General features: G+C 70.9%; 20 protein-coding genes. 9 read left to right on the top strand and 11 right to left on the bottom strand.

From position 1 onward, the window contains the following. The first annotated feature begins 70 nt into the window (after window positions 1-70). Window positions 71-937: a manganese catalase family protein gene (locus LWP59_RS11465; RefSeq protein ID WP_144643536.1), complete on the top strand. Its 867-nt coding sequence runs from the start codon at window positions 71-73 to the stop codon at window positions 935-937. 52 nt (window positions 938-989) lie between these two features. Here the strand turns inward: LWP59_RS11465 and LWP59_RS11460 are convergent, their stop codons facing one another. The 3 genes from LWP59_RS11460 to LWP59_RS11450 are packed head-to-tail and all read right to left on the bottom strand — an operon-like array spanning window position 990 to window position 3,690. Beyond that, window positions 990-2,216, bottom strand: a complete 1,227-nt coding sequence (locus LWP59_RS11460; protein ID WP_144643535.1) for a glycosyltransferase — start codon at window positions 2,214-2,216, stop codon at window positions 990-992. 16 nt (window positions 2,217-2,232) lie between these two features. After that, a complete protein-coding gene (locus LWP59_RS11455; protein ID WP_186383508.1) occupies window positions 2,233-3,207 on the bottom strand; it encodes a glycosyltransferase in 975 nt (324 codons plus the stop codon). 51 nt (window positions 3,208-3,258) lie between these two features. Then, on the bottom strand, window positions 3,259-3,690 hold the full coding sequence (locus LWP59_RS11450; protein ID WP_144643534.1) for a DUF4383 domain-containing protein: 432 nt from the start codon (window positions 3,688-3,690) through the stop codon (window positions 3,259-3,261). Between the two features lie 154 nt (window positions 3,691-3,844). Here LWP59_RS11450 and LWP59_RS11445 point away from each other — a divergent pair, with 154 nt between their 5' ends. Genes LWP59_RS11445 through LWP59_RS11435 form a run of 3 tightly spaced genes read left to right on the top strand, consistent with a single transcriptional unit; the run spans window position 3,845 to window position 7,422 of the window. After that, on the top strand, window positions 3,845-4,633 hold the full coding sequence (locus tag LWP59_RS11445; protein WP_373299952.1) for a SigB/SigF/SigG family RNA polymerase sigma factor: 789 nt from the start codon (window positions 3,845-3,847) through the stop codon (window positions 4,631-4,633). Between the two features lie 39 nt (window positions 4,634-4,672). Next, window positions 4,673-7,195, top strand: coding sequence for an ATP-dependent Clp protease ATP-binding subunit (locus LWP59_RS11440; protein WP_144643532.1), 2,523 nt, complete (start codon window positions 4,673-4,675; stop codon window positions 7,193-7,195). Further along, window positions 7,192-7,422: a DUF6480 family protein gene (locus tag LWP59_RS11435; RefSeq protein WP_144643531.1), complete on the top strand. Its 231-nt coding sequence runs from the start codon at window positions 7,192-7,194 to the stop codon at window positions 7,420-7,422. Before LWP59_RS11440 ends, LWP59_RS11435 begins: the two co-directional genes overlap by 4 nt. Window positions 7,423-7,483: 61 nt before the next feature. On the opposite strand, the gene LWP59_RS11430 is transcribed toward LWP59_RS11435, so the two are convergent. From LWP59_RS11430 to LWP59_RS11420, 3 genes are read right to left on the bottom strand one after another with little or no spacing between them, the layout of a single operon-like run. Continuing rightward, window positions 7,484-8,326 (bottom strand): SCO6745 family protein, encoded by an 843-nt coding sequence (locus tag LWP59_RS11430; protein WP_144643530.1) that lies wholly within the window; start codon window positions 8,324-8,326, stop codon window positions 7,484-7,486. Then, window positions 8,323-8,823: a PaaI family thioesterase gene (locus LWP59_RS11425; protein WP_144643529.1), complete on the bottom strand. Its 501-nt coding sequence runs from the start codon at window positions 8,821-8,823 to the stop codon at window positions 8,323-8,325. Before LWP59_RS11425 ends, LWP59_RS11430 begins: the two co-directional genes overlap by 4 nt. A 51-nt stretch (window positions 8,824-8,874) precedes the next feature. Then, window positions 8,875-10,287, bottom strand: a complete 1,413-nt coding sequence (locus LWP59_RS11420) for an amidase (protein WP_144643528.1) — start codon at window positions 10,285-10,287, stop codon at window positions 8,875-8,877. A gap of 54 nt (window positions 10,288-10,341) precedes the next feature. Between LWP59_RS11420 and LWP59_RS11415 the strand changes: the two genes are divergently transcribed. From LWP59_RS11415 to LWP59_RS11400, 4 genes are all read left to right on the top strand, one after another. Then, window positions 10,342-10,698, top strand: a complete 357-nt coding sequence (locus LWP59_RS11415) for an ArsR/SmtB family transcription factor (protein ID WP_144643527.1) — start codon at window positions 10,342-10,344, stop codon at window positions 10,696-10,698. A 27-nt stretch (window positions 10,699-10,725) separates the two neighbouring features. Beyond that, complete coding sequence (locus LWP59_RS11410; protein ID WP_144643526.1) at window positions 10,726-11,460, top strand: HAD family hydrolase; 735 nt, start codon at window positions 10,726-10,728, stop codon at window positions 11,458-11,460. Further along, on the top strand, window positions 11,457-13,841 hold the full coding sequence (locus LWP59_RS11405) for a glycoside hydrolase family 65 protein (protein ID WP_144643525.1): 2,385 nt from the start codon (window positions 11,457-11,459) through the stop codon (window positions 13,839-13,841). Before LWP59_RS11410 ends, LWP59_RS11405 begins: the two co-directional genes overlap by 4 nt. Before the next feature lie 615 nt (window positions 13,842-14,456). After that, the gene (locus tag LWP59_RS11400) at window positions 14,457-16,388 is read left to right on the top strand and encodes an IS4 family transposase (RefSeq protein WP_233921990.1); all 1,932 of its coding nucleotides are present in this window, start codon (window positions 14,457-14,459) and stop codon (window positions 16,386-16,388) included. A gap of 55 nt (window positions 16,389-16,443) precedes the next feature. Here LWP59_RS11400 and LWP59_RS11395 read toward each other — a convergent pair whose 3' ends face one another. After that, entirely contained in the window at window positions 16,444-16,617 is a 174-nt protein-coding gene (locus LWP59_RS11395) for a hypothetical protein (protein WP_186383274.1), read from the bottom strand. Between the two features lie 30 nt (window positions 16,618-16,647). Then, window positions 16,648-17,418, bottom strand: a complete 771-nt coding sequence (locus tag LWP59_RS11390) for an Fpg/Nei family DNA glycosylase (RefSeq protein ID WP_144639291.1) — start codon at window positions 17,416-17,418, stop codon at window positions 16,648-16,650. A gap of 86 nt (window positions 17,419-17,504) precedes the next feature. On the opposite strand from LWP59_RS11390, the gene LWP59_RS11385 reads away from it, so the two are divergent. After that, window positions 17,505-17,882: a nitroreductase family deazaflavin-dependent oxidoreductase gene (locus LWP59_RS11385; protein ID WP_144639293.1), complete on the top strand. Its 378-nt coding sequence runs from the start codon at window positions 17,505-17,507 to the stop codon at window positions 17,880-17,882. 6 nt (window positions 17,883-17,888) lie between these two features. Here LWP59_RS11385 and LWP59_RS11380 read toward each other — a convergent pair whose 3' ends face one another. From LWP59_RS11380 to LWP59_RS11370, 3 genes are read right to left on the bottom strand one after another with little or no spacing between them, the layout of a single operon-like run. After that, the gene (locus LWP59_RS11380; RefSeq protein ID WP_144639295.1) at window positions 17,889-18,929 is read right to left on the bottom strand and encodes an LLM class F420-dependent oxidoreductase; all 1,041 of its coding nucleotides are present in this window, start codon (window positions 18,927-18,929) and stop codon (window positions 17,889-17,891) included. A gap of 44 nt (window positions 18,930-18,973) precedes the next feature. Beyond that, window positions 18,974-20,590, bottom strand: coding sequence for a DUF885 domain-containing protein (locus LWP59_RS11375; RefSeq protein ID WP_144639297.1), 1,617 nt, complete (start codon window positions 20,588-20,590; stop codon window positions 18,974-18,976). Further along, window positions 20,587-22,242 (bottom strand): DUF885 domain-containing protein, encoded by a 1,656-nt coding sequence (locus LWP59_RS11370; RefSeq protein WP_144639299.1) that lies wholly within the window; start codon window positions 22,240-22,242, stop codon window positions 20,587-20,589. Before LWP59_RS11370 ends, LWP59_RS11375 begins: the two co-directional genes overlap by 4 nt. Window positions 22,243-22,259: the final 17 nt, after the last annotated feature.

Raw genomic sequence — 22,259 nt, 5'->3', positions numbered from 1 at the left:
TACCCGCGCCGGAACCGGGAAGCCCCTCCGCACCGCAGACAGCGGCCAGGGCGAGGGAAGGGACACATCCGTGTTCAGACACACGAAGATGCTGCAGTTCGAAGCGAAGCCGGAGAAGCCGGACGCCGTGTACGCGCACAAGTTGCAGGAGCTGATCGGTGGCGCATTCGGCGAAATGACCGTGACGATGCAGTATCTGTTCCAGGGCTGGAACTGCCGGATCGAGGGCAAGTACAAGGACTTGATCATGGATACGGCCACCGAGGAGATCGGGCACGTGGAGATGCTCGCGACGATGGTGGCGCGGCTGCTGGAGGGCGCGCCGGCGACGGCGACGGCGGAGTCGGTCAAGGATCCGGTGATGGCGGCGGTGCTCGGGGGGATGGATCCGCAGCAGGCGATCGTCGCGGGTGGGGGTGCGTTGCCTGCGGACTCCAATGGCTATCCGTGGAACGGGAAGTTCATCGTGGCCAGCGGGAACCTGCTGGCGGACTTCCGGGCGAACGCGGCGGCGGAGGCGCAGGGCCGGTTGCAGACCGCGCGGTTGTACAACATGACCGATGATCCGGGCGTGAAGGCGATGCTGAAGTTCAACCTCGCGCGCGACACGGTGCACCAGAAGCAGTGGCTGCGCGCGATCGAAGAGCTCGAAGCCGACGGCCTCGAGACCGACATCGCGCCCAGCGCGTTGTTCGACGAGGAGGACCAGGTGCACAACAACACGATCTGGCACCTGTCCGACGGCCCCGACGGCAACAAGGGCGGCTGGAGTACCGGCGAGGACCGGATCGAGTACCTCATGGATCCCAAGCCCCTCGGCGGCCCGGGCACCGCCCCGAAGCCCGATCCGGCGCTCTACGCCACCTATTCGCCGACACAGGACACCGTCGGCACGATCAAGGGCAAGGCCCAGTCGGCCAAGAACAAGCTGAGCTGACCCGCACGAACGGAGGGGCCCCGGTGTCCGGGGCCCCTCCGTCCAGCGGTCCTCAGGCGTGGCTGCCCGCGACCGGACGCGCCGGCGCGGGTGCCCGTTCGGTGAGGGCCTTTTCGTAGACCCGGAGAATGTCCACGGCGATGCGGTCCCAGGAGTACCGCGAATGCGCCCGGTCCATCCCGGCGACGCCGTAGGCCTCGCGCTGGGCCGGGTTGTCCAGCAGCCGCCGCAGGGTCGCGGCGAGCACCTCCGGCCGCTTCGGCGGCACCAGCTCGCCGGTCACCCCGTCGACGACGGTGTCGATCAGGCCGCCGACCGCGGCGGCGACGACGGGCCGCCCGCACGCCATCGCCTCCAGCGGCACGATGCCGAACGGCTCGTACCAGGGCGTGCACACGACGATGTCCGCCGAGCGCAGCAGGCCCGGCATCTCGGTGCGCGACACCTGTCCCAGCAGGTGCACGCGGCCGGCCACGCCACACCGCTTGGCGAGCTCACGCAGCCTGCGCGCCTCGGGATCGTCCGCGAGCCTGCCCTCGTCCGGGCCTCCCGCGATCACCAGCTCGGTGTCGGGCACCCCCGCCAGCGCGGCGATCGCGGTCGCGAAACCCTTGCGGGGCACCAACCTTCCGACGCTGACAAGGCGGCGCTTGGCGCCGCGGACGGCCGTCGGCCCGGTCACGCCGAACCGGTCGAGGTCCACTCCGCACGGCACGACGGACATCCGCGGCCGGGGCAGGCCCATCCGCGCGAGCTCGAACACCTCGTCCGAACAGGTCGCCGCGACCTGGGCCGCGTTCTTGCCGATCAACCGTTCCAGCCGCACCCGGTCGGGGGGGCTGGTGTCGGCCGCGCCCTGGTGCCGCCGCTTGACCGCGCCGAGCGCATGAAAGGTCTGTACCACTGGGATGTCGGTACCGCGCGCGGCCAGCAGCGAGGCCAGCCCGGACATCCAGAAGTGCGCGTGCACCACGTCCGGCTGCTCGTCACGCCACTGGCCGGCCAGGAAGCGGCCGAACGCGGTCATGTGCGGGAGCAGGTCGTCCTTGGGCAGGTACCGGGCGGGGCCGGCCGGCACGTGCACGACCTCGTAGCCGGCGTCGGTGCGTACCCGTTCGGGCTGCTCCTCGTCGTCGCGCCTGCTGTAGACCGTGACTCCGTGGCCCTGCCGGCACAGGGCGGCCGACAGCTCCGCCACGTGCAGGTTCTGGCCACCCGCGTCGACCTCTCCCAGCGCCGCCAACGGGTTGGCGTGCTCGGAGACCATCGAGATCCTCATGCTCTACCTCCGCAAGTCAGCTGTGCACGAGGCCCTCGAGCAGGACGTCCCAGTTGTGCAGGAAGGCGTCCAGCCCGTACCGGGCCAGTGCGAACTCGCGCGCGCTCTTGCCCATGCGGTGCGCGAGCTCCGGTTCGGAAACGAGTTCACGGACCGCGTTCGTGAGCTCCGAGATGTCGGCCGAGACGAACCCGGCCTCCCGGGGCACCGCTCGCGCGGCTTCCGTAGCGGCCACCGCGACCACCGGCATCCCCAGGAGCATCGCCTCGATCAGCGACAGGCCCAGCGAAGTCCAGCGCGGCGTGTGCAGGTAAAGGCGGCACCGGGCCAGGTCGGTGTAGAGCTCTTCCTGGCCCAGGTCGCCTTTCGGCCGCACCCGGTCACCGAAGGCCAGCTTCTCGACCCCGATGCCGTACACATGCAGCGGCGCGACCTCGGCGAAGGCGGGCAGCAGGTCCGTGCCCACCGCCCTGCCTCGGCGCACCGGTTCGTTCACCACCACGCCGGCGCTCCCCTCTTCGCCGGTGTAGCGCTCGCCGGGATCGACGACACCGTGCTCGATCACGGTCGTCGACGCCCGGCCGGAGTCCCACATCAACTGGTTGAAATGGGTGACGTGCACGACCGGGACGTCGGTCCGGTCGGCGAGGAAGTGCCGCGTGCGCGGCACGTCGCCGGTGGGCGTGTTGTGCTCCAGGAACACCGCGGGCACGTCGCGCCCCGGCCGCAGCCCCGTCCACTCCTCCAGCAGTTCGAACTCCTCCGTGCGCTGCAGCACGACGGCGTCGAACCCGTCCTCGCGCAACTCTCGCGGGCTGACCTCCCGCGCCGACGCGGGCCAGTCGCGGCCCGCCCGGCCCATCCCCCACTTCCCACCTTCGGGCAACGCGGGCAGCAGGTACTCGTGCCGTCCGCGCACGAACGCTCCGGTGTACGAGCCGTGCATATGCCACACGAGTATCCGGAGCCGGTCGTCCTTCGCCCTTTGCATGCGCGTCTCATTCACCCGCGGATAAGGAGCTAAACGCCAGGAGCAATACTGCTACTCTTCGTGGCCGGGATCCGGCCGTTCGTGTACGGCCCGTTGCGGCAGCAGCCCCATGACCAGCCCGAGCACCGCGGTGATCCCGTGCAGGATGTTGTCTCCCCAGTGGACGTCGAAGAAATGGCGGACATCGCCCGGTTGCATGGTCGCCGCGGAAAGCGAACCGTACACGGTGAACCCGGCCAGTCCGAAGAAGAGCACCAGGCCGATCACCTGTGCCGTCGCGCCCTTGCGCGCGGCCACGAGCGCCAGCAGGCCGATCGCGGTGCGCACCACGTCGAGCAGCGGTCCGGTGTGGAACACCCACAACGGCTTGTCGATCAGGAAGAACCCGGCGATGCCGAGCACGAGATAGACGACCCCGATCACCAGCGCGAGCGCCCGGGACACCGACGCGCGAGACCGCGAGCGAGTGGGGTTCGACGCCATGGTGGTACCTCCTCATTGTCTCTTTCGGGGCAGGGTTCCCCTGCTGGGGCGGGCCAACCAGGATTGAGCGCTCTTGTGACGGGGTAGTCCGGACCATGCGACCAGACCACAGGACCTGCTCGGTCCGCGTTCCGCGGGTGTCCGGGGCATGACGGTGGCCAAACCCCGCACCCCGGCGCCAGGTGATCTCAGCGACGACGAGAAGCTCGCGCTGTTCAAGCACTTGGCTGCCATCGACCGGGACGACCCGCGCCGCGAGACGCTGCGGACCGCCCTGGTCACGGAGTACCTCTCCGTGGCGGAGCACATCGCGCGGCGGTTCAGCGGCCGCGGCGAGGCGTACGACGACCTGGTCCAGGTCGCCCGTGTGGGGCTGATCAACGCGGTGGACCGCTTCGAGCCGGACCGGGGCAGCGACTTCCTGTCGTTCGCGGTGCCGACGATCATGGGCGAGGTCCGCAGGCACTTCCGGGACGCCAGCTGGTCGGTCCGCGTCCCGCGCCGGCTCAAGGAGCTGCACCTGCAGATCGGGCAGGTCAGCGGCGAGCTGGGCCAGCGGCTCGGCCGCGCGCCGACGCCCACCGAGATCGCCCGCGCCCTCGACCTCTCCGTCGACGAGGTGAGCGAGGGCCTGCAGGCAGGCAACGCCTACTACGCGATCTCCGTGGACAAGCCCGCCGGCGAGGAGAGCGAGTCCGCGTCGCTGGCCGACACCCTCGGCGCGGAGGACGACGGACTCGAGTCGGTCGAGAACCACGAGGCCCTGCAACCGCTGCTGCGGGAGCTGCCCGAGCGCGAGCGCACGATCCTCATGCTGCGCTTCTTCGGCAACATGACGCAGACCCAGATCGCCAAGCGGGTGGGCATCTCCCAGATGCACGTCTCCCGGCTGCTGGCGCAGACCCTGCAGCACCTGCGGGACAAGCTCACCGACGAGCCGTGAGCCGTTTCGCCGGTCCGGGGGCCGGGTAGCCGCGAGGCCATGACTGGTTTCTTTCCCGGCGGGGCCGGGTCGAGCCCGTTCGACCAGTTCCTGGCCCAGTTCTTCGGCAACGCCATGCCCGGCCGACGGCCGCAGTCGGTCGACATCACCCGGCTGCTCACCGACCAGGCGCGGGAGCTGGTGTCCGACGCCGCGACCAAGGCCGCCGAGCAGGGACGCGACGACGTCGACACCGAGCACCTGCTGTGGGCCGCGACGCAGGTACCGGTGACCCGGCAGCTGCTGGAGAACGCGGGGGCGAAACCCGAGGCCATCGCCGGCGAGATCGACCGGCAGGCCGGTCCCGGCGCCGAGCACAGCACGCCGACGACGCTCGCCCCCGGGGCGAAGCGCGCGCTGCTGGACGCGCACGGCATCGCCCGGAGCATGGGTTCCTCCTACATCGGGCCGCAGCACCTGCTGCTCGCGCTGTCGGTCAACCCGCAGTCCGCCGCCGGCCGCATCCTCGCCCACGCCGGGGCGAACCCCCAGTCGCTGCAGAACGAACCACCCGGCCGCGGGCCTCAGCCGAGTGCCGCGCCACAGCGCGGCGACACGCCGACGCTCGACCAGTACGGCCGCGACCTGACCGCCCAGGCGCGCGAGGGCGACATCGACCCGGTGGTGGGCCGGGACGAGGAGATCGAACAGACGGTCGAGGTACTTTCCCGGCGTACCAAGAACAATCCGGTCCTGATCGGCGAGGCCGGGGTCGGCAAGACCGCGATCGTCGAGGGCCTGGCCCAGCGGCTGGCCGACGGCGACGTGCCCGACACCCTCGCCGGGCGCCGCGTCGTCCAGCTCGACCTGACCGCGATGGTCGCCGGCACCCGCTACCGGGGTGACTTCGAGGAGCGGATGACCAACCTGCTGACCGAGATCCGGCAGCATCGCGACGAGCTGATCGTGTTCATCGACGAGCTGCACACGGTGGTCGGCGCGGGGTCCTCGGAGGGCTCGATGGGGGCCGGCAACATGCTCAAGCCCGCGCTCGCCCGTGGCGAGCTGCACATCGTCGGTGCGACCACTTTGGACGAATACCGGCAGAACATCGAGAACGACCCGGCGCTGGAGCGCCGCTTCCAGCCGATCCTGGTGCCCGAGCCGAGCGTCGAGGACACGATCGCGATCCTGCACGGCCTGCGCGACCGTTACGAGGCACACCACCAGGTCCGCTTCACCGACGAGGCGCTGGTCGCCGCGGCCGACCTGTCCGACCGCTACCTCACCGACCGCTTCCTGCCCGACAAGGCGATCGACCTGGTCGACCAGGCCGGTGCCCGGGTGCGGCTGCGCTCGGGGCGGCGGCCGAACCAGGTGCGCGAGCTGGAGAACCGGCTGGAGAAGCTGACGCGCGACAAGGAACAGGCCATCGCCGAGGAGGACTTCGAGCGTGCGTCGCGGACGCGCGACGAGATCGCCGCGCTGCGCGAGCAGATCCAGCAGGCCGACTCCGACGGGCGTCCCTCCGGCACCCTGGAGGTGCGGCCCGACGACATCGCCGAGGTCGTCTCGCGGCTGACCGGCGTGCCCGTCAGCCAGCTCACCGAGGCCGAGCGGGACCGGTTGCTGCGCCTGGAGGAGCACCTGCACGACCGTATCGTCGGGCAGAACGAGGCGGTGTCCGCGGTGGCCGAGGCGGTGCGCCGCTCGCGCGCCGGACTGTCCGAACCGGACCGTCCATTCGGGAGCTTCCTGTTCCTCGGCCCCACCGGTGTCGGCAAGACCGAGCTGGCGCGGGCGCTCGCCGAGGCGTTGTTCGGCGAGCAGGACCGGATGATCCGCATCGACATGTCCGAGTACGGCGAGCGCCACACCGTCTCGCGGCTGATCGGCGCTCCCCCCGGCTACGTCGGCTACGAGGAGGCCGGGCAGCTGACCGAGGCCGTCCGCCGCCGCCCGTACTCGGTGGTGCTGCTCGACGAGGTGGAGAAGGCGCATCCGGAGATCTTCAACGTGCTGCTGCAGGTGCTCGACGACGGCCGGCTGACCGACGGGCGGGGCCGCACGGTCAACTTCAGCAACACCGTGCTGATCATGACGAGCAACATCGGCTCGGAGCTGATCGTCAGCGGCACCCAGGGCGCGCTCGGCTTCGGCCGCGCCGACGAGTCCGACACCGAGCGCCCGCTGCGGGAACGGCTGATGCGGCGGCTGCGCGAGACGTTCCGCCCGGAGTTCCTCAACCGCATCGACGAGATCATCGTGTTCCGCAAGCTCGAGGCCGAGCAGCTGGAGCAGATCACCGAGCTGTTGCTGGAGCAGACGAAGCGGCGGGCGCACGCGCAGGATGTCACGGTCGAGTTCACCCCGGAGGCGGTGCGCTGGCTCGCCCGCACCGGGTACCAGCCGGAGTTCGGCGCCCGGCCGATGCGCCGCACGATCCAGCGCGAGGTGGACAACCAGCTCTCGACGCTGATGCTGCGCGGCGACATCGGCCCCGGCTCGCTGGTGCGGGTGTCGGCGGGCGAGCAGGGCCTGTCCTTCGACGTCTCGGCCACCACAGGAGGGCGAACGCCATGACCAGTCCCGATCCCGATCCCGACCGCACCCCGGGCCTCGAACCGGGCGGCGGCGTGCAGCCCGGCGACACCCCGCCGGAGTCCGGTTCGACGACGACGGGCCTGTCGCACCCCGACCCCGACCCGCCGAAGTCGGTGCCGGTGATCACCATCGTGCTGTCGGTGGTGCTGGCCGTGCTGGTCGCGGCCCTGCTGATCTCGCTGGCCGTGGGCTGGCTGCGCTTCTAGCCGCCACGGCGCCGGATCGGTTCGGGGGTCGCTTGACGCGGCGCAGCTCCGCCGCGGATGCTCACGGCCGGGGCGCCCCCACGGGGTTGGGGTACGGCACCGCGCCGGGCACCAGCGCCCGCGCGAACGGGCGCAGCACCTCGTCGAGGCGGTCGAGTTCGGCGGCCGTCGCCGCGGTGAGCGGCTGCGCGGCCAGCTCGTCGGTCCGGCGTTCGATGTGCTCGCGCAAGCGTTCGCCTTCAGCAGTGAGACCCCCGCCCGCCGCGAGCAGGCCGCGTCCGGCGAGCTGCGCCCGCGCCGCCGCCCACTCCTGCTCGGTCCAACCGCGGTTGGGCAGCGTCAGCTCCCGGCTGCCGTCGGCCGCGTCCCGCAGGACGTGCGCTTCCAGACCGCCGATGCCCTCCGAGACCAGCACCGCGACATGCCCGTCGCCGCGATGCTCGCGGACCACCGTCGTCGCCAGCCACAGCTGCGCGAGCGGCTCGTCCGGCCACGGCAGATCCGCGTTCGCCGCGCCGAGCGCGCGCCCCTCCCAGCACGCCGAACCCACGATCCGGCGCAGCACGGCGTTCGGCCCGGCCAGCACGTCGGCACCGAGGTCCGGCAGGTGCGCGCGCAGCGCCGCGACCGCACCGTCCATCCGGGCCGCCAACGCCCGCTCCGGCGCCACGACCGCCCAGATCGCGGGCAGCGCACGAGCGAGGAACGACCGGGCGAAGTTGTGGAACACCGCCGTCACCAGGCCGGGGCCCGCCTGCCCGAGCGGCGCCGCCCGCATGGCGACGTAACCGCGCCAGAACCCCCGCAACCCCACCGCCTCGTGCGCTGCGCGCGCCTGCGGAGTGAAGTACGTGACGTCGTGGAGCGTCTCCAGGACCGCCCACAGCTCCCGCGGGGTCGTCACGGCCGCATGACCAGACAGGTACCGGACGCTGTGGCCAGCAACGTGCCGGCCTCGTCCCGCAGCTCGGCCTCCGCGAACCCGACCCGCGACCCCACTTTGACCACGTACCCGCGCGCCCGGATCTCGCCCGCCGACGGGTGGATCGCCTTGAGGTAGCTGACCTTCAGCTCGACCGACGAGTACCCGACCCCGGCGGGAAGCTTCGTGTGGACCGCGCAGCCCACCGCCGAGTCGAGCATCGTCGCGGCGACGCCGCCGTGGATCATGCCGATCGGGTTGTACAGCGACTCGTCGGGCGTGGCGGCGAAGACGACCTCGCCGTCGGTGACGCTCACCAGCCGCATGCCCAGGTGCGCGCTGATCGGCGCGGCCGGGATCCGGCCCTCCCCGATCGCGGTGAGGTACTCGAGCCCGGGCATCGCCCGGCCCAGCTCGGCCGCGGCCAGTGGGTCCTGCCAGGTGATGGTCTTCTGCCGCGAGTCCTGCTGCGCTGTCATGGCCGCTCCTAAGACGATCGTCATACCTCCCGCGATCCTATGACAGTTGTCTTAATCGGTCACCAGTGACGGACGTCGCGTTGCGAACGAGGTCGCGGTCTCGAAGGCGTGCCCCGCCTGCAGGACGGCGAAGTCGGCGCGATGCGGCCCGACGACCTGGACGCCGACGGGCAGCCCGCCGGGGGTGAACCCGCCCGGCACCGACAGCGCGGGGCAGCCGGTGGCGGAGACGAAGTACGCCGAGCGCATCCAGTCGAGATAGCTCTCCATCCGCACCCCGTCGACCTGCGGCGGGTACTCCTGCCCGATCTCGAACGGCGGCACCTGGCTCACCGGCAGCAGCAGGAAGTCGTAACGGGTGAAGAACTCGTGCACCCGCCGGAACAGCTCGGTGTGCAGGACCTCCGCGCGCCCCAGGTCCGGCCCGGTCAGCCGGCGCCCCAGCTCGGTGTTCCAGACGATGGTGTCCTTCAGCCGCCCGGTCGCCAGCAGCGGACCGAACTGCACCTCGAACTGCCAGGCCCGCAGCGTCCGGAACACCTCCTCCGCGCCCGAGAAGTCCGGGCAGTCCCGCTCGACGACGCAGCCGAGCCCGGCGAACACCTTCGCCGACGCCTCGACGACCGAGCGCACCTCGGGCTCGACCGGGACCGCGCCGCCGAGGTCCGGCGACCACGCGACCCGGGCGCCGGTCAGGTCGCGCGCCAGCGGCCGGGCGAACGAAGAACCGGGTTCCGCAAGGGAAATCGGCACGCGGGCGTCCGGGCCGGCGAGCACCGACAGCAGCAGCGCGGCGTCGGCGACCGACCGCGCCATCGGGCCCTGCACGGCGAGCGTGCTCCAGCCCAGCCGCGACGTCGTGCTCGGCACCCGGCCCGGCGACGGCCGGAAGCCGACGACGTTGCCGAAGGACGCCGGGTTGCGCAGCGAGCCGCCCATGTCGCTGCCGTCCGCGATCGGCTGCATCCCGCACGCGAGCGCGACCGCCGCGCCCCCGCTGCTGCCACCGGCGGAGCGGTCCAGGTCGTAGGGGTTACGCGTCACACCGAACACCGGGTTGAACGTGTGCGAGCCCGCGGCCCACTCCGGCACGTTCGTCTTCCCGGTCGTGATCGCGCCGGCCGCGCGCATCCGCTCGACGATCAGCTCGTCCCGCTCGGGGACGTGCTCGGCGTAGAGCGGCGAGCCGTAGGTCGTGCGGATGCCGGCGGTGTCGTGCATGTCCTTGTGCGCCACCGGAAGCCCGTGCAACGCCGGCAGCTCGGCCCCGGAGGCGGCCAGCTCGTCGGCCGCGTGCGCGGCGTCGAGCGCCCGCTCGGCGACGAGCGTGACCACGGCGTTGACCGCGGGGTTGACGCGCTCGATCTGGTCCAGGTGCGCCTGGACCACCTCGCGCGCGGACAGTTCCCGGGAGCCGAGCGCGGCGCGCAGCCCGAGCGCGGACATGAAGCAGATTTCGTCCATTGTCCGATGATGGGGCATGAACGCCTGGTGGTGATCGTGATGAGACGATGGGGTATGCCTGACGAGCCGGAACGACGGGTGATCGACGCGGGCGCGGTCGCGGCCGCGCTCGACGGCCTCGGCGACCGCGCGGTCGTGCAGCAGTGGGCCGAACGGTTCTCCGTCCTGGCCGATCCGTCGCGGCTGACGCTGCTCGTCTGCATCCACTACGCGCGCGAGATCGCGGTGACCGACCTCGCGGTCGCGGCGGGCATGACGGACACGGCCGTCTCGCAGGCGTTGCGGCTGCTGCGCGCGCACGGGCTGGTGACCGGCCACCGCTCGGGCCGGGTGGTCCGCTACCGCCTCGCCGACGCGACCGTGCACGAGCTGATCCACCACGTCCGGCCCCATCCGGGCACACTGCCTTAGCCGGTCGGGACAGGTACGGTGCGAGACATGATCGGGTTGCCCGAAGGAATTTCAGCTTGCCTGTTCGATCTCGACGGCGTGCTGACCGGTACCGCGGCGCTGCATCGCGAGGCGTGGAAACAGACGTTCGACGCGTTCCTGCGGGAACGGGACGGGGCCGGCTTCCGGCCCTTCACCGACGCCGACTACGCGCAGCACGTGGACGGCAGGCCGCGCGCGGACGGCGTGCGCGCGTTCCTCGCCTCCCGCAGCATCACCCTGCCCGAGGGTGACCCCAACGACCCGCCGAACACGCCCACGGTCAACGGGCTGGGCAACCGCAAGAACGAGCTGGTGCTGCGGATCATCGACGAGCGCGGGGTCGACCCGTATCCAGGCTCGGTGCGGTACCTGGAGGAGGCGCAGAAGGCCGGGCTGGCGATCGCGGTCGTGACCTCGTCGGCGAACGGCGCCGCGGTGCTGGAGGCCGCGAAGCTGAGCCGGTTCGTGAAGGCACTGGTCGACGGCCTGGTGCTCAAGCGCGACCACCTGCGCGGTAAGCCCGCGCCCGACTCGTTCCTCGCCGGGGCGAAGGCGCTCGGCGTCGACCCGTCGCGGGCCGCGGTGTTCGAGGACGCGCTGGCCGGGGTGCAGGCGGGCAGGGCAGGTAACTTCGGGTACGTCGTCGGCGTGAACCGCGCGAACCAGGCGGACGAGCTGCGGGCGCACGGCGCCGACGTGGTGGTGGACGACCTCGCGGACCTGCTGGGGGACAAGGCATGACCACACCGGTCGAAGGGTACGAATGCGACCCGTGGCAGCTGACCTGGCGCGGCCTCGCGGTCGACCAGCTGCAGCGCACCGAATCGACCTTCGCCCTCGCCAACGGGCACATCGGCCTGCGCGGCACGTTCGAGGAGGGTGAGCCACGCGGGCTGCCCGGCACGTACCTCAACGGGTTCTACGAGGAGCACGAGCTGCCCTACGCCGAGGCCGGCTACGGCTATCCCGAGGCCGGGCAGACCGTCGTGAACGTGACCGACGGCAAGATCATCCGGCTGCTGGTCGAGGACGAGCCGTTCGACATGCGCTACGGCACCGCGACCGCGCACGACCGCACGCTGGACTTCCGCTCCGGCACGCTCACCCGCAACACCGACTGGGTCTCCCCCACCGGCCGGCACGTCCGGGTGCGCACCCAGCGGATGGTGTCGTTCACCCAGCGTGCCGTGGTCGCGATCCGGTACGAGGTCGAGCCGCTGGACGACGACACGCAGCTGGTGCTGCAGTCGGATCTGCTCGCGAACGAGCCGATCGAGTCCGATACCAGCGACCCGCGGGTGGCCGCCGCGCTGCAGAGCCCGCTGGCGGCGGAGTTCTCCTTCGCCGACCAGTACCGCGCGGTGCTGGTGCACCAGACCAGGCGCTCCGGGCTGCGGATCGCGGCGGCGATGGACCACCTCATCGAGTCGCCCGACGGACTGCGCACCACGATCAGCGAGGAGGACGACCTGGCGCGGCTGACGGTCGCTGTGGACGTGCCCCGCGGAAAGCGCTTGCGGCTGACGAAGTTCCTGGCCTACGGCTGGTCCGCGCAGCGGTCGATCCCGGCGTTGCGGGCGCAGGTCGACGCGGCGCTGGCCGGCGCCGTGCAGACCGGCTGGGACGGACTGCTGGCGGAGCAGAAGGCGTTCCTCGACGATTTCTGGGCCACGGCGGACATCCAGGTCGACGGCGATCCGGAACTGCAGCAGGCCACCAGGTTCGCGTTGTTCCACATCCTGCAGGCCGGGGCCCGCGGTGAGAGCCGGGCGATTCCCGGCAAGGGCTTGACCGGTCCCGGTTATGACGGGCATGCGTTCTGGGACACCGAATCCTTCGTGTTGCCTGTCCTGACGTACACGATGCCGGAGGCGGCGCGGGACGCGCTACGCTGGCGCCATTCCACTTTGGACAAGGCACGAGACAGGGCCGCGCAGCTGGGCCTGCGGGGCGCGGCCTTCCCGTGGCGCTCGATCAACGGCGCCGAGTGCTCGGCCTACTGGCCGGCGGGCACGGCGGCGTTCCACGTGAGCGCCGACATCGCCGACGCGGTCGCCCGTTACCTGGCCGCGACCGGGGACGAGGAGTTCGAACGGGGCTGCGGCACGGAGATGCTCGCCGAGACGGCCCGGTTGTGGATGTCGCTCGGGCATTTCGACTTCCACGGTCGGTTCCGGATCGACGGGGTGACCGGGCCGGACGAGTATTCCGCGGTGGCGGACAACAACGTCTACACGAACCTCATGGCGCGGCGGAACCTGCGCGAGGCCGCCGCGTCCTGCGCGCGGATACCGGACGTCGCCGCGGCGATCGGGGTCACCGAACAGGAAATGGAAGAATGGCGCGACGCGGCGGCCCGGATCCTCGTGCCGTACGACGCCGAGCGCCGGGTGCACCCGCAGTCCGAGGGGTTCACCGAGCATGTGGACTGGAACTTCGCGGAAACGCCGCCAGAGCATTATCCGTTGTTGCTGCACTACCCGTACTTCGACCTGTACCGCAAGCAGGTCGTGAAGCAGGCGGATCTCGTGCTGGCGATGCATCTGTGCGGTGACGCGTTCACGCCGGAGGAGAAAGCGCGCAACTTCGCGTACTACGAGGCCCGGACGGTGCGCGACTCCTCGCTGTCCGCGGCGACGCAGGCCGTGATGGCGGCGGAGGTCGGGCATCTCGACCTGGCGTACGACTACGTCGGCGAAGCGGCACTGACGGATCTGCACGACGTGCACAACAACGTCCGAAATGGACTGCACATGGCCTCGCTGGCCGGGGCGTGGCTGGGCTTCGTCGCAGGGTTCGGCGGGATGCGCGACCACGAGGGCGAGATCACCTTCGCGCCCCGGTTGCCGCCGGCCTTGGACCGGATCGGGTTCCGGATGTGCGTGCGCGGCAGCAGGTTCGCGGTGGAGATCCACGCCGACAAGGCGACTTACCGGCTGATGTCGGGAAAGCCGGTGGAGATCACCCACCACGGCGCCCCTTGCACGGTCGAGGAGACTCCGGTGACCCTGCCCATCCCGGGGATCGACCCGGGACCGGCCCCGCACCAGCCCCCGGGCCGCGCCCCGTCCCGCCGCAGGCCGGAGGGGTTGAGGCCGGAGAATCCGGTGCCGCAGTCGTAGGCGCAGGCGGCCGGCGGGGTGCGGGGCCAACTCAGAGTTGGGTGGTCATCCCGTCGCCTGAACTCGTGGCATCACTTTGAGGCGGAGCCGCACCCCTCCTGCTTTCGGGCAGCCGACGACGCAGGCTTGCGGGTCTGGCTCAAAGTGATATGCACAAACCGCGGGCGACGGGATGATCACACGACTCGACCATCTGCATGAGGTGACGTAGGGGCTTTTCCTGGCTCATCTTTGAGCCTGCCCGTCCGGCGAGGACTCTCTTGATCTTTTCCCCTGCGCGCAGCGCGGGGGTTCGCGCTTCGCGCGGGGGCGTTCGGGGAGCCGCGCTTGGCGGGGCGCTAGCCGCGCTTCGCGCGGGGGCGCGCGCTGCGCGCGGGTGGTTGGGAATGTCCGTCCCGCCCCGATCGCTGATCGTCCAACGGTGGACACGCCGCGTCAAGGGCGCCTTCGGCGTCGCTGCGCGCAGCAATGCCGCGTAGTTAAGCCGCGAGGGTGCCTGGCAAGACCGAGTTGATCAAGTGTTGGTTGTGTCAGGCGTGGCGGGAGCGGGGATAAGGCAGAACTCCGGTAGAGCACGGGATTGCCTAGATCACCTTGCTTGCCGGAGTCCCGCCAATGCCGCAGTCTGCCACGACCCTCGATACCATCACGATCACCCGTGCCGTCACGGTCGCCGGGGGTGTATTCGCCCCCGGACATCTGGGTGAATTGACTCGCTACCTGCCGTTCGAGATGGTCGATGACGTGCTGGAACACACCCGGACGGTGCAGCGTCGACTGCGGGATCTGCCCTCTCGCGTGGGGGTGTACTTTGTGCTCGCGCTGGGGTTGTTCCCCCGGCTGGGATACGCGCGAGTCTGGGACGAACTGACCGCCGGGTTGGCAGGTCTGGCGCTGCCACGTCCGTCGGAGAAAGCCCTGCGGGAGTTGCGCCGCCGGCTGGGACCGGCACCGTTGAAAGCCCTGTTCGAGGTGGTCGCTGGGCCGCTGGCCCAGCCCCGCACTCCCGGTGTGTGTGTCGCCGGGCTGCGTACGGTCGCCTTCGACGGGCTCAACTCGCTGAAGGTGCCCGACACCGACCGCAACCGGTGCCGGCTGGGCCGGATCCGCTACCGGATGGGCTTCGCCGGATATCCCACCCTGCGGTTGATGACGCCGGCCGAGACCGGCACCCGCGCCCTACTGGGCGCCGTGATCGGGCAGGCCAGCGAGCGAGACGAAACCGGGTTGGCCCGGCGACTGCTGCCCAAGCTGGGGCCGGGCATGCTGCTGCTGGTGGATCGAGCGTTCGACGCCACCGGGTTTTTCACCGAGGTCGCCGCCACCGGGGCCATGTTGCTGGCCCGCGCCAAATCCACCCGCAACCCACCGGTGCTGCGGCACCTGCCCGACGGCTCCTACTTGTCCACTCCGGACGGTCTCGGGGTGCGGATCATCGAGGCCGAACTGGCCGTGACCGGCGCCGACGGCAGCCGCGTCGGTGACCCCTATCGGCTGATCACCACACTGACCGACCACGCCCGCTACCCCGCCACGGCGCTGATCCGGCTCTACCACGAGCGGTGGGAAATCGAAACCGCCTACCTCGCCCCGCGCCACACCCTGCTAGACGGGCACGTCCTGCGCTCCGGTGACCGGCCCGGCCTGGAACAAGAGATCTGGGCCCTGTTGACCGTCTATCAACTGCTGCGCACCGCGATGGTCACCGCGATCGAGTCCCAACCGGGTATCGACCCCGACCGGGCCAGCTTCACCACCGCCCTGGAAACCGCCCGCGACCAACTCACCGCCGCCGCCGGGGTCTGCCCGGACCCGGGCGCTGACAGCCTCGGTGCCCTCGGTCGCGCCGTCCTGGCCACGCTGCTGCCCCCACGCCGGTCCCGATACAGCGCCCGCAAGGTCAAATGCAGCACATCCCGCTACCTCAACCGCGACGACGACCGCCCCGCCACCGCAACCACAATCACCGCGATCGACATCGTCATCCACACCCCAGCTCTGACCACGCCACCGCCACGCCCGGCACGGCCACGCGACCGAACCAAACCCCGGCCCACCACACGCCACGCCCGCGTCATCGCCCTAATGACCACCGATCCCGACCGCCACTGGAACGCCACGGAATTGGCCACACGACCGAACATCCCATCCCACAACCTGCTAACCCAACTCGCGGAATGGGCACGACCCAAACCGCTGACCAGAACCTCCACCGGCTACTACACCCCCAACCCGCAACCACCCTCGACAACCCCACCCAACCCTCAACTACGCGGCATTACTGCGCGAAGGACTTCGTCCACCCTTGACCCGGCGTGTCCACCGCCAGGGACGCTGAGGATCGGGGTAAGGGAGCGGGGCTGGGCGCGGGCATTCTTGGCTGCCGTTGCCGGGTCGCCGTGGTGGGGTGGCTGGGCGCTGTCGGGTTCGCCTCAGGTCGCCATTGGCGGGTGGCTGGGCGCTGCCGCGTCGGCCTCGGGCAGTCGGCTGCCGTTGCCGCGTCGCCGTCGCGGGGTGGCTGGGCATTGCCGGGTACGCCGTTGGTGAGCGGCTGAGCGCTGCGGGTCACCGTGGGCGAGTGGTTGCTGGCCAAGCGCGCCGGCTAGTCCGGCGGCTCGGGTGTCGGGTTGTCGGGGCGCACGTCCTCGCGGTTGGGCACCTCTTCGACCTCGTCCGTCTTGTCCACGTCCAGATCCGGATGCTGCAACCGCGGGAAGTCCGGGGTCAGCGGCGGGTCCGGGTCGAGCCGGTGCTTCTTGTCCTGTTCCTGAGCCATGACAACGGCTTACCGCATTTCCCGAAAACGTCAACCCGGCTGGCAGCGCGGGCACCAGACGGTCCCACGGCCGCCGACCCGGCCATGACGCAGCGTCGTCCCACAGCGGGGGCACGCGCCGGACGGCTCGTCTCTGCGGCCGGTCAGCCACGACGGCCACGGCGGGACGCGTTCGGCCTTCACCGCCGCGCGCAGGACCGTCCCCATCTGCGCGTGGATCCGGTCGATGTCACCCACCTCCAAGGTTGACACCGGGGTCCGCGGGTTGATCCGCGCCCGCCACAGGATCTCGTCGGCCAGCAGGTTCCCCAGACCGCTCAGCACCGACTGATCGGTCAGCGCCGCCTTGACCTGGCGACGCCCCTGGAGCAGTTCCCGGAACTCCTTCCGGGACACCGCCAGCGCATCCGGTCCGGCGTCACCCAGCACCGCGTCCGGCGAGCCCGTGACCAGCCACAACCCTTTGAGCTTGCGCATGTCCCGGTAGCGCAGCTCACCGCCATCGAAACAGAAGATCACCCGGTCGTGCCGGTGTGGCTCGCCGTCCTCCCAGCGCAGCGAACCGGTCATGCCGAAGTGCAGCACCATCGTCTCCGGCCCGCCCTCCACCGGCGCGACCAGCCACTTCCCCAGCCGCCACGGCTCGGCGAAACACTTACCCACCAACGCCTTCCTCAGCCGGTTCGCGCTCACACCGCGCAGCACCTGCGCGTCACGCACCAGCACGTCCTCGATCCGCTTACCTACGGCGTGCTCGGCGAGGACGCGCCGGAAGCCTTCGACGTCGGGCAGTTCAGGCACGACCGACGGCTTCCACGGTCACCCGTTCGGCAAACCTTAATTCATCACATGTTGATTTGCTCTTGGCAACGCGGCATGCTGCTCGCATGGTGTTGTCGAAGAGCATCGCCCGCTTCAACCGCGTGGCGACGAACCGCGTGACAGGCAGGATCGCCGGCCGGGCGCCCGGGTTCGGGAAGATCATCCACCGTGGGCGCAAGTCCGGCCGCGAGTACCGCACGCCGGTGAACGTCTTCAAGGCCCCCAAGGGCTACGTGGTCGCGCTGACCTACGGCCCCGACGCCGACTGGGTGCGCAACGTGCTCGCCGCGGGCGGCTGCGGGCTGGAGACCATGGGACGGCAGGTCGCGCTGACCAACCCCCGGATCGTCCACGACGAGCAGCGCACCGCCACGCCGTTCGTCGTCCGCCAGATCCTGGGCGTGGTCGGGGTGACCGAGTTCCTCTACCTGGACCAGGCCTGAGGAACCTCAGCCCAGCAGCTCCCGCAGCTGGCTCACGACCTGGACACGCCGCTCCACGCCCGGTTCGAGCAGGGTCGCGTGCAACGTGGTGACGCCCGCCTCCACGTAGGCCGCCAGCCGTTCCTTCACGTAGCCGGCCGGGCCGATGAGGCTGATCGCCTCGAGCAGCTCGATCGGCACGGCCGCGGCGGCCTCGTCCTTCTTGCCGTCGAGGTAGAGGTCCTGGACCTTCTTCGCCTCGGCCTCGTAGCCGTACCGGCACGCCAGCTCGTTGTAGAAGTTCTTGCCACGCGCGCCCATGCCGCCGACGTACAGGGCGACCATCGGCCGCACCCAGTCGATCATGTGCTTGACGTCCTCGCCGATCGCGACCGGGACGCCGACCACGACGTCGAGCTCGCCGAGCGACGGGTCACGCTTCGCCTTGCCCTCGGCCAGCGACCCGCCCCACAAGCTCGCGGCCTTCTCCGGGTGGAAGAAGATCGGCTCCCAGCCCTCGGCGATCTCGGCGGTCATCGCGACGTTCTTCGGTCCCAGCGAGGCCAGGATGATCGGGATCCGCTCGCGCACCGGGTGGTTGATCAGCTTCAGCGGCTTGCCGAGGCCCGTGCCCTGCTCGGCGGGCAGCGGGATCTGGTAGTGCTTGCCCTCGTGCACGACGCGCTCGCGGCGCCACACCTGACGGCAGATCTCCACGATCTCCCGGGTCCGCGCCAGCGGCGCGTCGTAGCGCACGCCGTGGAAGCCCTCGATGACCTGCGGGCCGGACGCGCCGATGCCGAGCGCGAACCGGCCGTTCGAGACGAAGTCGAGCCCCGCGGCGGTCATCGCGGTCAGCGTCGGGGTGCGGGTGTAGATCTGCAGGATCCCCGAGGCCAACTCGACCCGCTCGGTCCGCGCCGCCAGGTAGCCCAGCTGGCTGACGGCGTCGAAGGAGTACGCCTCGGGCACGGACACGACGTCCAGCCCCGCCTTCTCCAGCTCGACGATGTCGGCCACGCTCTCGGCGAAGCCGCCGGCGTAGGAGATCGACGTCCCGATGCGCATCTGTGCCGCCTTCCTGACTAAGCGCCCGCTTAGCTCCCGTCACCCTACCGCACGGCGGCCACCCAGTCCCGGACCACGGCGTCGAGCACCGCGAGCGGCAGGATGCCCTGGCCGAGGACGGCGTCGTGGAAGTCACGGATGTCGAAGGCCTCCCCCAGCGCCCGCTCGGCCTCCGCGCGCACCCGCTCGAACTCGAGCCGGCCCACCATGTACGACAGCGCCTGCCCGGGGCAGCCCGCGTACCGGTCGATCTCCAGCTCGATCTCCAGCGGCGCCATCGGGGTGTGCTCGCGCAGGTAGTCCACCGCCTGCTGCCGGCTCCAGCCCAGCGCGTGCATCCCGGTGTCGACGACCAGCCGCCCGGCCCGCATCGAGTCCTGCGTGAGCATCCCGAACCGGGAGACGTCGCTGGAGTAGAGCCCCATCTCGTCGGCGAGGCGCTCGGCGTAGAGCCCCCAGCCCTCGACGTAGGAGTTGACGTCGGCGAGCTTGCGCAGCAGCGGCACGCCGTCGAGGTTCGTCGCGCTGCTGAGCTGGAAGTGGTGCCCGGGAACGGCTTCGTGGAAGGCGATCGCCTCGCTCGTGTGGCGGAACCGCTCCTCGGCGTGCGCGGTGTTAGCGTAGTAGATGCCCTGCCGCGTCCCGGCGAAGTCCGGGCGCATGTAGTACGCGATCGTGCCGCCGTCGGCCTCGGCGGGCGGCACCGGGCGAACCTCGCACGACTGCCCCGGCACGGTCCGGAACCATTGCGGCGCAACGGCTTCCGCGTTGCGGATGGCCGAGCGAGCGCCTTCGAGCAGCTCCTCGCCGCTACGCCAGCGCAGCTCCGGGTCCGTCCGCAGGTGGTGGAAGATATCCGGCAGCGAGCTCAGCCCCCACACCCGCGAGCCCAGCTCGCGGTACTCCTCGGCCAGGGCGTCGATCAGCCGGAGCCCTGTCTCGTGCAGCTCCTGCGCGGTGTGCTCGGTGGTCGTGTGCACGCGGATCAGCCGCGCGTACCGGCGCTCGCCGTCGGGCTGCCAGCACAGCCCGGCCTGCTCCGCGGACAGCGCGCGGGGCTTCAGCTCGTCGTTCAGGAAGTCCCGGTAGCGGGCGAAGGCGGGCCGGACGACCTCCGCGAGCAACTCCTCCTGACGCTCCACAAAGGAGTGTCCCTCGAGCCGCAACGGATCGGTTCCGGGCTGCTCCAGGTACCGGCCGAGGAACTCCGCCCCCGCCTGCACCAGGAAGCCCGGCACGACGGCGTCCCGCTGACGGTCGATCACGGTGTCCACAAGGGACGGGATCGCCTCCAGCCGCGAAAGGTGCCCCGCCGCCTTCTCGTCGTCGTCCAGGGTCACCAGCGGCAGCAGGGTCAGCGGGGCCAGGACGGGCGCGCTCAACGTGTCGCTCACCGAGAACTCGACCTCGGCCACGTCGATCCGGTCCACCGCCGCGCGCGCCTGCTGCACGACCACACCGCGGGTCACCGAGTCGCCCTCGGCGGCCTCGGCCTCGTCGGCGAGCTGGGTGTAGCGGGCCCGGAACCGCTGCTCGGTCTCGGCACTCGGGTCGGCCAGGCGCCCGTGGTCGCCGGGCAGGCCCAGCAGCGACGGCGCGACCGGGTTCTCGTCGAACCAGACCCGGACGAACTCGTCGGCGATCTCCTCGACCTCGCTCACGCGCCCTGCTCCTCGATCCACGCGGTGACCACGGCGTCGAGCACGGACATCGGCAGCGAGCCACCACCGAGCACGAGGTCGTGGAACGCCTTGATGTCGAACTTCTCGCCCAGCGCCTGCTTCGCCATTTCGCGGATGCGCAGGATCTCCAGCCGCCCGACCATGTACGACAGCGCCTGTCCCGGGTAGGCGATGTAGCGGTCGACCTCGGAGTCGATCTCGACCTGCGGCATCGGCGTGTGCTCGCGCAGGAAGTCCACGCCCTGCTCGCGGCTCCAGCCCTTCGCGTGCAGGCCGGTGTCGACCACCAGCCGCCCGGCGCGCATGGAGTCCATGGTCAGCATGCCCAGCAGCGTGAGGTCGCTCGAGTACAGGCCCATCTCCTGCGCGAGCCGCTCCGTGTAGAGGCCCCAGCCCTCGGCATAGGCGTTGAAGTCGCCGATGCGGCGCAGCAGCGGCAGGTCGGTGAGGGTGAGCGCGGTGGACAGCTGGAAGTGGTGGCCGGGAATGGCCTCGTGGAACGCGATCACCTCGGACGTGTGCCGATACCGCTGGGTGACCTCGTGCGTGTTGGCGAAGTAGGTGCCCGGGCGGGAGCCGTCGACGGCGGGCTGCATGTAGAACGCGGTGGGCGCGCCGGGCGCCTCGGCCGCGGGCACGGCCTCGACGACCCACGGGTGCGGCGGGACCCGGCCGAACCACTGCGGGGCAGCCTCTTCCGCGCGAGAGATCGCCGCGCGAGCGGAGTCGAGCAGCTCGTCGGCGCTCTCCCAGCGCAGGGCGGGGTCGGAGCGCAGGCGGTCGAAGATCTCGGTCAGCTCGGTGGTGCCGAACACGCGCGAGCCGACCTCGGCGTACTCGGCGGCCAGGTCCTCGATGATCCGCAGGCCGGTCTCGTGCAGGTCGTCCGGGCTGCGCTCGGTGGTGGTGTGCGACCGGACGAGCGCGCCGTACATCCGCTCGCCGCCGGGCAGCCAGCACAGCCCGGTCTTGTCGAGGGGCCGCCCGTGCTGGACGATCTCGTTCGCCAGCACGTCCCGGTACGCGGCGAAGGCGGGCCGCACGACGTCCTCGACCAGCTCGGCGCGCCGCTTCGCGAAGTCGTCGTTCGGCGCCGGCTGGCGCAGCAGCGGGTCGCCTGCGGGCTCGGCGAGGTACCGGTCCAGGTGAGCGATCGCGGCGCGGACGAGGTGCTCGACCGGGACACGGCCCGCGCTGACCCCGCTGCGATGCCGCTCGGCGGCCTGCTCCAGGTACCCCGGGATGGAGGCGAGCCGCTGCAGGTGCCTCTCCGCCTGCGCGTCGGTGCCGATGCCGATCATCGGGAGGACCGTCAGCAGCCCGGACGCGGGCGCGACGAACATGTCGGTGACGGTGTACTCGGCGCCGTGCGCGCTGATCCTGTCCAGGTAGCCGCCGGCCTGGCTGACGAGCACGTCGCGAGTGGTGCGGTCCTCGGCCGTCTCGGGCTGCAGGGCCAGTCCGCGGCTGACGAAGTCCTTCAGGATCGTGCGCTGTTTGGCCTCGGCCACCTCGCTGAGGTCGCCGACGCCCTCGCGATCGGACTCGATGCCCAGCACCGCCGGCCACAGGGGCTCGGCGTCGAACAGTGCTTCGACGAACTCGTCGGCCAGTTTGGTCACCTCGGTCATGCCCGCCACCTTAGATC

It is taken from the genome of Amycolatopsis acidiphila (assembly GCF_021391495.1).
In the GTDB taxonomy this organism is placed as follows: Bacteria; Actinomycetota; Actinomycetes; order Mycobacteriales; family Pseudonocardiaceae; genus Amycolatopsis_E; species Amycolatopsis_E acidiphila.
This window is presented reverse-complemented; position numbering and strand designations above follow the sequence as displayed.